Source organism: Salipiger sp., assembly GCF_048261495.1.
In the GTDB taxonomy this organism is placed as follows: Bacteria; Pseudomonadota; Alphaproteobacteria; order Rhodobacterales; family Rhodobacteraceae; genus Salipiger.
Genome location: NZ_JBLXFX010000019.1, coordinates 41,316 through 52,109 on the forward strand (window position 1 = coordinate 41,316; position 10,794 = coordinate 52,109).

The following is a 10,794-nucleotide window of genomic DNA, read 5'->3' on the forward strand; positions in this document are numbered from 1 at the left end:
CCGCGCTGTGGAAGTGAGCCCCCGGGCGTTTTGGGAAGGCCGGACGGGTACGCGCGCCAGCCAAATCTTGTACAATAGAGGAAGACCGATGTCACAACCGCCAGCCTTTCCCGCCGAAGTGGGTGGATACAGGATCGACATCCTCGTGGCGGGTTATCCCGGCAAATCCACGCAGAACGGAGGCATTGGCTGGAGCACGGTGGTCCTTCTGCGGGGGCACGGACGGGTCATCCTGCTCGACACCGGCGGGTTCGGTGTGCGCAAGCCGCTGATGCATCGGCTGCAGGTGCTCGGACTGACACCCGCCGACGTCACGGACCTGCTGCTCAGCCATGCCCATTGGGATCACATTGTGAACTACCAGCTTTTTCCGCAGGCCCGGCTCTACATCGGTCGGATCGAGATGGATTGGGCACGGTCGATGCCGCCCGGCGAAACGGCGGTTCCGGAGATGTATGTCGAAGCCTTGTCCCGCGAACCCGGCCTGACACTGCTGGAGGAAGGCGACGAAGTCTTTCCGAACCTGCGGGTCGAGATGGGTCCGGGACATACCCTGGGACATCTCGTCTTTGTCCTCACCGGCGACACCCATGACGTGATCTTCGCCCAGGACGCGGCCAAGACGCGGGCAGAGTTCGTCTCGAAACGGACTGACATGACCATCGACGCCGCGCTGAGCGAGGCCACCATCGAAAAGATGTGGTCCCTGCTGCGGGCGAGAGAGGGAAATATCCTGCTGCCGGGTCACGATCTGCCGATGATCCTCGTGGACGGCGAGGTCCGGCTGGTCGGTCAACGCGATGCGGGCATTCTGGCCAGCTTCGGCATGTCGCTCGAAGACCAGACGGTTTTCGATCTGTCCGCCACCGCATGATCCGATAGCAATGAGGGAGTTTCTGACGGTCCGGCGATTGACACCACATTTTTTGTATGTAATTTTGCATCCAAATTTGGTGACGCCGGTGAGGAGGGCGGAAATTGCCATTGCTGACCAATGAAATCCTTGACTTCGTGGGCATATCCAGCCCGGAGGTCGAGGCTCCGCACCCGGTCGAAAGCAGCGAGGTCAGGCGCTACGCGCAGGCGACGATGGACGATGACCCCCGGTATGCGGGCGACGGTGCCATCGCCCCGCTGCTGTTCCCGACCCACATGTTCCGCGCAGCCTTCGGCTCTCCGGATGTGCTCACCGAGAACGCGGGCAATCCCGATTTCGATGGCGGCGTCGCGTCGAGCAGCCGGGGCTTGCCTGAACTCCCGGTCCGGAACCTCGTGCGCCTGAACGGCGGCGTGACGGTGCAGTTCTTCGACCATGCGCGGCACGGTGAGCGGGTGCGCATGACGTCCCGCTATGCCTCCATCACCGAACGCGAGGGCAGCAAGGGGCCGATGATCCTCGTGGTCATCGACACCGATTACTACACGTCTGACGACCGGCCATTGCTGAAGGTCCAGAATACGGGGATCTACCGATGACCGAAGACAGGATCTTTGCCAGGGTGGCCCTCGGCGACCGGATCGAACTGACACGTGGTCCGCTGCGCGAAACCCACCTGATGCGCTGGTCCTCCGCGATGGAGAACTGGCACCGCATCCACTACGACCTCGATTTCTCATTGAACCATGAAAAGTTGCCGGGGCTGCTGATCAGCGGTTCGCTCAAGCAGCAGTTCATCGTGCAACTTCTGAGCAGATGGGCCGGCCCCTCCGGCTGGCTCGTGTCGGCAAGCTTCCAGTTTCGTGCCATGAACGTGGTGGGTGAAACGCTCACCGCCTGGGCTGAAGTCACCGGGCTCGACGAGAAATCGGACCACGGTCTGGTGACCTTCGATCTCAATATCCGCAACGAGGCAGGCAAGGATTCCACGCCGGGCAAGGGTGTGGTTGCACTTCCGTTGTCAGCGGGCCGGCCGGTTTCGCGCCCTTTCGTTCCGGCCTGATCCGGGCGCCACTCAGGATATATGCCGTCAAAACGCCGAGAGCCGCAGCTTGGCAGGACGGCACTGACCGAATTCCGAGGAGAAAACGCATGAAAGTTCTCGTACCCGTCAAACGGGTGATCGACTACAACGTGAAGGTCCGCGTCAAGCCGGACGGTAGTGGCATCGATCTCGCAAACGTCAAGATGTCGATGAACCCGTTCGACGAAATCGCCGTCGAACAGGCGATCCGGCTGAAGGAGGCCGGGCAGGCGGACGAGGTCGTCATCGTGAGCATCGGCGTCCGCCAGGCGCAGGAAACGCTGCGGACCGCGCTGGCCATGGGCGCGGATCGGGCGATCCTCGTGGTTGCCACGGATGACGTGAATACCGACATCGAGCCTCTCGCTGTGGCAAAGATCCTCCGGGAGGTGATCGCCCGCGAGGCGCCGGGACTGGTGATCGCGGGAAAGCAGGCAATCGACAACGACATGAATGCCACAGGGCAGATGCTCTCGGCCCTCCTCGGCTGGTCGCAGGCGACCTTCGCCTCGGAGATGGCTCTGGAGGAGGGGATGGTTCTTGTCACACGCGAGGTGGATGGTGGCCTCCAGACCATCCGGGTGCGACTGCCCGCCATCGTGACGGTCGACCTGCGCCTCAACGAGCCGCGCTACGCCTCCCTTCCGAACATCATGAAAGCGAAGCGCAAGCCGCTGGATGAGATCGCGCTGTCGGACCTGGGCATCGACGCCACTCCTCGCCTGCGGGTCGTCTCGACCACGGAACCGGCGCAGCGAACGGCGGGCGAGATGGTCGCCGACGTCGACACGCTGGTCGCGAAACTGAAGGATAGGGGGGCGCTCTGATGGCCGTATTGGTATTGGCAGAGCTGAACGGGTCAAAGCTGGCGCAGGATGCCACGTCGAAATGCATCGCCGCCGCCGCGCCCCTCGGAGAGATCACGGTGCTTTGCGCCGGGGACCGTGCCGCAGAGGCTGCGGAGGCGGCATCGCGGATCGACGGCGTTACCAAGGTCCTGGTTGCCGAGAACCCGGCGTTCGGGCCGCGCCTGGCAGAGCCAACGGCTGTGCTTGTTGCCGATCTGGCAGCGGGGTTCAGCCATATCGTCGCCCCGTCGACGACGGACGCCCGCAACATCCTGCCGCGCGTCGCCGCGCTGCTTGATGTGATGATCCTGCCGGACGTCACGAAAGTCATCGATGGCGAGACCTTCGAACGGCCGATCTATGCCGGTAACGCGATCCAGACCGTCCAGTCGACCGACCCCGTCAAGGTCATCACCTTCCGGACGGCTTCCTTCGAGGCGGCTGGAAACGGAGCGGGCGCGCAAGTGGAGACGGTGGCTGCCGTCGATCTTCCGGACCTGTCGGCATGGGTCGAGGACCGGATTGCCGTCAGCGAGCGGCCGGAGCTCACATCGGCGGGCATTGTCGTGTCCGGAGGGCGCGGCGTCGGTTCGGAGAAGGATTTTGCCCTGGTTGGACGGCTTGCGGACAAGCTGGGCGGCGCTGTCGGCGCCTCACGGGCGGCGGTGGATTTGGGGTTCGCGCCGAACGACCTGCAAGTCGGCCAGACCGGCAAGGTCGTGGCACCGGACCTTTACATTGCCGTGGGCATTTCGGGCGCGATCCAGCATCTTGCCGGCATGAAGGATTCGAAAATCATCGTCGCGATCAACAAGGACGAGGAGGCGCCCATCTTCCAGGTGGCGGATTATGGCCTCGTCGCCGACCTTTTCACCGCCGTGCCAGAGCTTTGCGACAAGCTCTGAGTTGACCGCAGGACTGCCAAAGGACCTAACGACATGACAGCACCCGCCTTCTGCCGCACCAGCGTCGGCGATTTCACCGTCACGGCGCTGCATGACGGAACGGTGTCGCGTGATCGCGGCGACGGCTTCATCTGCAACGCGGATGGGGCCGATGTCGAGGCCGTCTTTTCCCAGGCCGGGTTCGGTCCGGGCAGGCTGGTCATCACCTTCACTGGTTTCATGATCGTGACTCCGCAGCATCTGGCACTGATCGACCCCGGCTTCGGGGAAAACGGGCCACCTACAGCGGGGCGGATCGCGGCGAACTTCAAGGCAGCCGGCCATGCACCCGGCGATGTGGACCGCATCCTGATCAGCCATTTTCATGGCGATCATATTTCTGGCCTCCTGACCTCGGACGGCGCCCCGTCCTGGCCGAACGCGCGGGTTCTGGTGCCGGTGGCGGAGTGGGATTTCTGGATGTCGGACGAAGAGATGGGGAAGGCGCCGGAGGCTCTGCGCGGCAATTTCGCGAATGTCCGCAGGATTTTCGGCACGCTCGGCGAGCGCGTCGAACGCTTCGTCTGGGGCGACGAGGTTCTGCCCGGCATCACGGCCATTCCCGGTGCCGGACACACGCCCGGCATGACAGCCTTCGACATCGTGTCCGGCACGGACCGGCTGCGCTTCATGGCGGATGTCTGCAACAATCCGACCGTCTTTGCCCGACAGCCCGACTGGCATGCGGCGTTCGACATGAACGGCGATCAGGCGACCGACACCCGCCGCCGCCAGTTCTCGGAAGTGGCCGACGCCAACATCCGGCTGGCCTTCTTCCACGCGCCCTTTCCGGCAATCGGTCACATCGCACGCGACGGCAACGCCTTTTGCTGGCTGCCTGACGTCTGGATGTGACACACCGACCCGGTGCCGCGCGGGTCCTCCCCCTTGCGCGGCACCGGGTTCAGGGTTCCGAGGGCGGCAGCCTCACCCGAACCCCCATGTCTCGAACAGGGCCTTGCCCGGCCCCCCACAGAAGGTGACGAAGGTTTCGGAAACATCCTGCGGACCGCTTCCGTTGGCTGCGATGATGACGAAATCCCTGGACAACTGGATTTCATCGGGCAGGGCACCCGCGAGGTCGATGCCGCGCCCGAAGTAGGTGCGGATGGCATTCATCGACAGCACGCCGAATTCCGCACCCTGACCGGCAACGAGGCGATCCATGAGACGGGGGCCATTTTCGGCATATTCGATTTTCGAGGAAAGGCGCTCAATTAGATCCAGCTTCCTCAGGACCTCTTCCATGTAGAGGCCCGATGTGTGGTTGCGTGTCAGCACGATGCGGTCCGAATTCAGAAGTGCGTCGCAGAAGCCCTTCAACGTGCTCATGTCGGAGCAAGGCACGCCCGACCGCACGGCGATGCCAAGCTGCGTGCGCCCGACAACCACGCCCTGACCCGTGACAGTGCCCGCCGGCCGGAATTTCCGCTCCACCGCATCCCGGGACGCGAGGAGGACATCATATCGGTCGAGATCGGCGCTGTAGCAGACTTCGACCAGGTGGCCGGTCTCCCTGGTGAAGGCATCGGCAACATGATCCAGAGCGGGTTCCGCCGAGCCGCTGGATTTCACGACGATCGTTCTGGGTGTTCCCTCAGTCATCAAATGATCCCTTTCGACTGACGAAGAGGGCGGGGCATATGCTTGCCCCGCCCGTCGCATTGTTTGCGTTGAGAAGGCGCCCTGTCAGCTCCCCTCGGCCGCGATGGTGAAGTCGGCCACGTCTTCGGCCGTCCTGCCCTGAAGTTCGGGGACGGACTCGGCCATCGCCTTGACCATCTCCTCCACGGAGACGCGCGGGATGCCGGTGGTCGCAGACCAGTTGTAGGGGTTCTTCGAGGTCATCACGAAGTCTACCACCGTCTCGCAGACCTTTTCGGTCGAGCCCGAATCCATGCAGCCTTTCATCGCCTTCGCGCTGTCAGCCCGCGCCGCGGCAGCACCCTTGCCGATGGCCGCGAGCAAACGCACCAGGGCATCGCGCTTGGTGTCAATGATCTCCTGACGCGCGAAATAGCCGTTGGCCAGCCAGTGTACCGGGCTATCGTCCATCGAAACGATGACATGCTCGTAGGCTTCGGGCGGCGCGGAGGCGCCGTTCATCTGGATCGCATCCACCGAGCCCTGCATGAGCGCGGCGAGGCGGGTCGCCGGGTTGCCGACCGGAATCCAGTTCACATCCTTCGTCCCGACCCCGTAATGCTCCACCACTGCCTGCGACCAGAGGTGATCGCCGGAGTTTATGCCAGAGATCCCGTAGGCCTTGCCGGCCAGGTCCGAAGGGCTGTCGATCCCCTCGCGGGCCAGCATCATGTAGTTGCTGTCGGTGTTCACTCCAATGATCTTTCCGGGCGTGATACCTTTCACGATCGAGGCGAGATAGGCGCCCGCACCTGCGATGGAGACGTCCACATCGCCAGCCGCCAGGGCCGCCAGCATCGGCGCTCCGGCGCTTCCGAGCGTGACCTTGGTGAGGTTCAGACAGGCGTCGTCAAAGAAGCCTTCGCTCTGCGCCACGAAGAACGGCGTGGCATGGTTGACACCATCCGTCGATGCGATGGTGAGCTTGTTCTCCTCGGCGTTCATGTCGCAGGCTTGCGCCAGCGCCCCGCTCGACGTAGCGACCGCAGCCGTGGTCGCGAGCAAGAGGGCAGCACTTTTGAACTTGGGTTTCATGGTCTTCGTTTCCTCCCTGATAGACCGGACTTTCCAGTTCGCCCGGGGCGTAATGGCCACGGGCGTCTCATCTGCCGCGCGAAGCGGATGCAATGTCGGTGTGGTGGGTTACTCCTCGCTGCCGGCACCTTCGGCCTGCAACACCTCCCAGATCTCGTTCTCGATGCGCCGGTGCTCCGCGCTGTGCTTGATCGAGAGCTCGCGCGGGCGGTCGAAAGGAATGCGCCATTCCTGAACCACCTTCGCCGGGCGCCGACCGAAGGCGATCACCCGGTCGGCGAGGAACACTGCCTCGTCGATCTGGTGGGTCACGAAAATCGCCGTCTTCCTGCGCTCGCCCCAGATCTTCAGCAACTCCGCCTGCATCACCTCGCGGGTCTGCGCGTCAAGGCCGGAGAACGGCTCGTCGAGCAGCAGCACTTCGGGGTCTGCGGCCAGCGCGCGGGCGATGTTCACCCGCTGCCGCATGCCGCCGGAGAGCTTCGAAGGATAGAAATCCTCGAACCCGGCGAGACCTGCCAGCGCGATCAGTTCCCGGGCCGTGGCATATCGTTGGGCCTTGCCCTGACCGGCCAGTTCGAGCCCGTATGCGACGTTGTCGATCACCGACCGCCAGGGCAGTAGGCTCGCGTCCTGGAACACCACGGCGCGGTCGCGCCCGGGCTCCCTGACCTCGGTGCCGTTCACCTCGATGCGGCCGCTGGTGAGCTTCTGCAGCCCGTCGAGCGCCATGAGGAAGGTGCTCTTGCCGCAGCCGCTAGGACCAACGATGGCGATGAATTCCTGATCCGCCACCTCGAACTCGACCCCGCCACAGGCCACAAACGGAGCGGCCTTGGTGCCGAAGGTGATCCATGCGTCCTCCACCTTGAGTTTGGGATTGGGGTCTGTCTCCGGCGCCGTCAGATGCGCGCGGGCGGCTTGGGCTGTTGCGGCCACCGTCGGGCCCTCCGTTCTGTAGGAATTGGATTGCATCACGTAGGTCATCGCTGTCTCAGCCCCTCCAGCGCAGGAAGAACCGCTCGACGACCGCTGCCGTCTGGGTGAGCGCGATGCCGATCGCGGTCAGGATGATGACCGCAGCGTACATGTCGGGCATGTTGAACGACGATTGCGCGATGATCAGGATATGGCCAAGCCCCGCCGTGGAGCCAAAGATCTCGGCCACGGCGACCGACACCACCGCCTTGCCGACGCAAATGCGCACACCCGTCATGAAGTAGGGCACCACCGATGGGATCACGACCGTCCTGATAAGCTGGAACTGGTTCGCCTTGAAGCTGCGCGACATGCGCATGAGTTGCTTGTCGGCGCTTTGCACACCTGCGGCGGTGTTCATCACCATGACCACGATACAGGCCAGCATGACGAGGATGATCTTGGGCAGCGTGCCGATGCCGAAGACAAGGATCAGCAGCGGGATCAGGGCCAGGTTCGGGATCGAATTCACCGCGATTATGATCGGTTGAAGAAATTCTTCGACCGGCTTGAACCAGCCCGCAAGGATGCCGAGAATTCCGCCGATCAGCACCGACAGCCCAAGGCCCCAGCCGAACTCGTAACCAGAGACCGCCAGGTGATGGGCGAAGTCGTCGCGACTCACGATCTTGACGATGGCCTCCCCGACCTCGCCCATGGTGGGCAGGAACAGAGGGTTCACCCATCCATAGATCGCCGAGGCTTCCCAGCCCACGCCGACGAGGATGAGCGACAGCGCCCCGAGAACGAACGCCCGGCTGTTCCCCAAGGACCCGTCAAGGTAACTGCGGAGTCCGAACAGCGCCGGAGTGTCTTTCGCCGGATCGGCGTTGATGGTCATTGATGTGTCCTCCCTGGACCGCCTTGGGGGTCCTCTCCTCCAGAGTTCCCGTCCGTATTTTACCGAGACTGAGTGAGCCGCCGCATTCTGTCAAGTTTTGGATGCAAAATTGTATGGGAAAGTGGATGCCCTCTTTCCCCCGAACGGCAATGGTGCTTTACTGGCGGCGGGCCAGCACCCTCGGGATTCCTGAGTTATCACTTGGGGATCAGTATCTTAGGGATCGGCGGCCGTGACAAAAGGGATGAAGCCTTGAACGCGACGACAAACGGAACATCCGATGCTGTGGAACGAACCACAGAGACCGAATCGGCACCCCCGATCACGGAATTCACTCAGATGCTGACGCGGAGAGGCACGGTGCGCCGCTTCCGTCCCGATCCGGTGCCGGACAGTTGGGCCCGGTCGATAGTCGAACTCGGCATGCGGGCGCCTACGTCGTCCAATCGTCAGGAATACAGCGTCGTCCAGGTACACGACCCTGAAAAGCGACGTGCCCTGGCAAAGCTCTGCACGAACCAGCAACATATCGTAGACTGCCCGGCCTTCTTTGCAGTCTGCGCCGACCAGAATCGGGTGGCACACGCTCTGTCTCTGTATGATAAGGAGTATCCGGCGTATGGCCTCGAGGCCGGACTGGTCGCATCGATAGACGCCGCCCTTGTCGGACTGACGATGTCCTACGTTGCGGAATCCTTCGGCCTCTCCAGCGTCATGATCGGCGCGGCGCGGAACCACCCGGTCGAGGTCGCGAAGGTGCTGGAACTCCCGCCCCGGTGCTATGTCGTCTTCGGCCTCTGTGTCGGATGGCCGGAACGCCCACCCCTGCCAAAGCCCCGGCACGGTTTGACGGGCGTCCTTCACCAAGATGTCTACCGGCCCGACCCGCACGAAGCGACCGTTCACGCCTATGACGGGCAACTGGCTGACTATTACCGCGCACGAGGGGTCGAAACTCCGGAAGCCGCCTGGACGAAAGTGTTGAGCGAAAAGCTCGCGTCACCCAAGCGAACGGCGCTTCGGGAAGAGCTTCGTGAACTGGGCTTCCCGTTTCTCTGAATGCGGAACATAGTTCAGGGCGCCTCAAAGTTGGCACCCCGCATGGGCAAGCGGCGCCGCATGAGATGGTCTCCTCAGGGCGCACATCGTGTTGCGATTACACGGGCCACCGTCTTTGACGGGAGGTTGAGCGTCACAAAGCTAGCCGCATGAACACCAGGTTTTGCACACTCCTTGCGCCCGGGGTGAGCCGCTATTGGCGCGCCAGGCATTGCTCATCGCTTGGAAGCAGGCCGCGGGTGTCTTATCTGCGAATGGGGAGGGCAGGGGGCTCGGCCCGGTGAGAGGACGACAATGCAGCGTGAAGCGACCCAGCCCTCGAGGCCCGAGGACTATTTTGCCGAGGCGCGGGCGCGCGTCGAGGGTCATGTCACATCGACCTTCTCCCTTGCGGGCACGGCCCGACTGCATCGCAGGGCCCTGGGCCTCGATATCCTCTGCGCTCCGCTCAACGTGGTCCTGGCGCCCCTGCATGCGCTCCTGCGCCTCAGCGCGTTCCTGCTCCGGATGGTGCGCCTGAGACATGCTTCAGGCTTTCTGGGGCGCGTCCACCTGATCCTGCCCACGCGCACGGCTCGCGCGGTGGAGGAAGGGCTTCTCGAGCATGTCTTTGCCCTGCGGCCGGACGGTTCGGGGCGCTCGATCGCTGATCGCTTCGCCGAGGCCCTTCCGCTTCAAGGTGGCGCTTCCTTCAGCGAGGATGAGACGCGCAGGCGGGCGGAGCGGGCCGCCGCGACCATCAAGATCTACACCGGCACCCGGTCGGCCGTGGCCGAGATGACCACGGCACTTCTGACGATCTGTTTCGGCGCCTGGCTGTTCCATCGCCTGACCCCGGGCATGCTGTCTCTGGCGCCTGCGCTGGCCGATACCTACGTCATGGACACTGCGATTGGGAACTTCCCGCTCGGCCGTGGACTGGGCGGCCTCTGGTACGGCGCTTTCCCTGTCGGCGCCTCGCCCCTGACCATTGTCACAGTCGCTCTGATGCTGATTGTCACGGCGTCAATTGTCACGGCCTTTGCCGGCATCCTGGCCGATCCCGTCCAGACCCGGCTCGGTGTTCACCAGGCTCGTCTGCGCCGGTTGGTTACCGCGGTGGAGCGGGACATGACAGGGTCGGACACGGCACCCTTCGTGGCGCGCGAGCATCTCTACGCGCGGGTCTTCGACATCGCCGATATCGCCGGCGGGTTGTTCAGGCAATTCCGCTGAGGCCAACCTGGATTAGCCCTGAACCAGCGTCATCGCTCGAGACCCTAAAGTACCAGACCACCGGCATGGGCCTATACCTCGTTTGATCGAGCGGTAGCTTTGCGTGCCCTTTTCCTTCCGAGCATCTTCTGGACAATCTCGCAGTTCTTAGCCGCGATGCTGTTAGCCTTCCCCCGCCCAAGTAGGGGAACCCTGAGCTACCCCCCGAAATTCGGACACTGACATAAGCTACGATTTGCAGTCTGCTGATCTTCGACGAGAAGGAGATC

General features: G+C 63.3%; 12 protein-coding genes. 8 read left to right on the top strand and 4 right to left on the bottom strand.

Features of this window, described 5'->3' with window-relative positions; all coding sequences use genetic code 11:
- The first annotated feature begins 88 nt into the window (after window positions 1–88).
- The 6 genes from ACN0RJ_RS22140 (at window position 89) to ACN0RJ_RS22165 (ending at window position 4,608) form a co-directional block, all read left to right on the top strand.
- The gene (locus tag ACN0RJ_RS22140) at window positions 89–874 is read left to right on the top strand and encodes an MBL fold metallo-hydrolase (protein ID WP_417725702.1); all 786 of its coding nucleotides are present in this window, start codon (window positions 89–91) and stop codon (window positions 872–874) included.
- Window positions 875–978: 104 nt separating this feature from the next.
- A complete protein-coding gene (locus ACN0RJ_RS22145) occupies window positions 979–1,476 on the top strand; it encodes an FAS1-like dehydratase domain-containing protein (RefSeq protein ID WP_417725703.1) in 498 nt (165 codons plus the stop codon).
- Window positions 1,473–1,940, top strand: coding sequence for a hypothetical protein (locus ACN0RJ_RS22150; protein WP_417725704.1), 468 nt, complete (start codon window positions 1,473–1,475; stop codon window positions 1,938–1,940). The genes ACN0RJ_RS22145 and ACN0RJ_RS22150 overlap by 4 nt, the downstream gene beginning before the upstream one ends.
- 89 nt (window positions 1,941–2,029) lie before the next feature.
- Entirely contained in the window at window positions 2,030–2,788 is a 759-nt protein-coding gene (locus ACN0RJ_RS22155) for an electron transfer flavoprotein subunit beta/FixA family protein (protein ID WP_417725705.1), read from the top strand.
- The gene (locus ACN0RJ_RS22160; RefSeq protein WP_417725706.1) at window positions 2,788–3,714 is read left to right on the top strand and encodes an electron transfer flavoprotein subunit alpha/FixB family protein; all 927 of its coding nucleotides are present in this window, start codon (window positions 2,788–2,790) and stop codon (window positions 3,712–3,714) included. Before ACN0RJ_RS22155 ends, ACN0RJ_RS22160 begins: the two co-directional genes overlap by 1 nt.
- 33 nt (window positions 3,715–3,747) lie before the next feature.
- Window positions 3,748–4,608 carry an MBL fold metallo-hydrolase gene (locus ACN0RJ_RS22165; RefSeq protein ID WP_417725707.1) on the top strand — a complete coding sequence of 287 codons (861 nt, stop codon included), beginning with the start codon at window positions 3,748–3,750 and terminating at the stop codon, window positions 4,606–4,608.
- 72 nt (window positions 4,609–4,680) lie between these two features.
- On the opposite strand, the gene ACN0RJ_RS22170 is transcribed toward ACN0RJ_RS22165, so the two are convergent.
- From ACN0RJ_RS22170 to ACN0RJ_RS22185, 4 genes are all read right to left on the bottom strand, one after another.
- The gene (locus ACN0RJ_RS22170) at window positions 4,681–5,358 is read right to left on the bottom strand and encodes a substrate-binding domain-containing protein (protein ID WP_417725708.1); all 678 of its coding nucleotides are present in this window, start codon (window positions 5,356–5,358) and stop codon (window positions 4,681–4,683) included.
- Between the two features lie 84 nt (window positions 5,359–5,442).
- On the bottom strand, window positions 5,443–6,432 hold the full coding sequence (locus tag ACN0RJ_RS22175) for an ABC transporter substrate-binding protein (protein ID WP_417725709.1): 990 nt from the start codon (window positions 6,430–6,432) through the stop codon (window positions 5,443–5,445).
- 108 nt (window positions 6,433–6,540) lie between these two features.
- Window positions 6,541–7,419 (bottom strand): ABC transporter ATP-binding protein, encoded by an 879-nt coding sequence (locus ACN0RJ_RS22180; RefSeq protein ID WP_417725710.1) that lies wholly within the window; start codon window positions 7,417–7,419, stop codon window positions 6,541–6,543.
- Window positions 7,420–7,426: 7 nt separating this feature from the next.
- Window positions 7,427–8,251 carry an ABC transporter permease gene (locus ACN0RJ_RS22185; RefSeq protein ID WP_417725711.1) on the bottom strand — a complete coding sequence of 275 codons (825 nt, stop codon included), beginning with the start codon at window positions 8,249–8,251 and terminating at the stop codon, window positions 7,427–7,429.
- A gap of 252 nt (window positions 8,252–8,503) precedes the next feature.
- Here ACN0RJ_RS22185 and ACN0RJ_RS22190 point away from each other — a divergent pair, with 252 nt between their 5' ends.
- Together ACN0RJ_RS22190 and ACN0RJ_RS22195 are read left to right on the top strand one after the other, a co-directional pair.
- Complete coding sequence (locus ACN0RJ_RS22190) at window positions 8,504–9,310, top strand: nitroreductase family protein (RefSeq protein WP_417725712.1); 807 nt, start codon at window positions 8,504–8,506, stop codon at window positions 9,308–9,310.
- A 294-nt stretch (window positions 9,311–9,604) separates the two neighbouring features.
- The gene (locus tag ACN0RJ_RS22195; protein ID WP_417725713.1) at window positions 9,605–10,525 is read left to right on the top strand and encodes a DUF6635 family protein; all 921 of its coding nucleotides are present in this window, start codon (window positions 9,605–9,607) and stop codon (window positions 10,523–10,525) included.
- Window positions 10,526–10,794: the final 269 nt, after the last annotated feature.